This is a genomic window from Streptomyces beijiangensis, assembly GCF_017315755.1.
Lineage (GTDB): Bacteria > Actinomycetota > Actinomycetes > Streptomycetales > Streptomycetaceae > Streptomyces > Streptomyces beijiangensis.
The window spans coordinates 1-360 of sequence record NZ_JAFLRJ010001137.1 but is presented as its reverse complement, the minus strand read 5'-3'; the positions used below and the strand labels follow the sequence as shown (position 1 = coordinate 360).

General features: G+C 71.4%; 1 pseudogene. It reads right to left on the bottom strand.

Going from position 1 to position 360, the window contains the following annotated elements:
* Positions 1 to 25: 25 nt before the first annotated feature.
* Positions 26 to 360, bottom strand: a pseudogene (locus tag J0695_RS40905) (amidohydrolase family protein); the annotation flags it as partial.

The window sequence follows — 360 nt, the reverse complement described above, 5'->3', positions numbered from 1 at the left end:
GGTGTGCCGACCGGCATGCTCAGGAGGGGGCGATGCGGTCGAGCAGTTCCCTGGTGGGGGTGCCGCCTTCGAAGGCCTCCATGGACCAGCCGCCGCCGGTGATCCACGGGCGGTCGGGGTGGGCGTGCGCGTAGGTGCGTACCGCGTCAAGGGTCTCTTCGGCGGTCTTGGCGGCCGTCAGGTCGCACTGGGTGAGTTCCAGGCCGGCCGAGACGGGGTGGATGTGGGCGTCCTGGAAGCCGGGGATCAGCAACCGGCCCTCCAGGTCGACGACTTCGGTCCTCGGACCGATCAGTTCGCGTACGTCGTCGTGGCCGACGGCGGTGATGCGCCCGCCGGTGACCGCGACGGTGGTGGCGC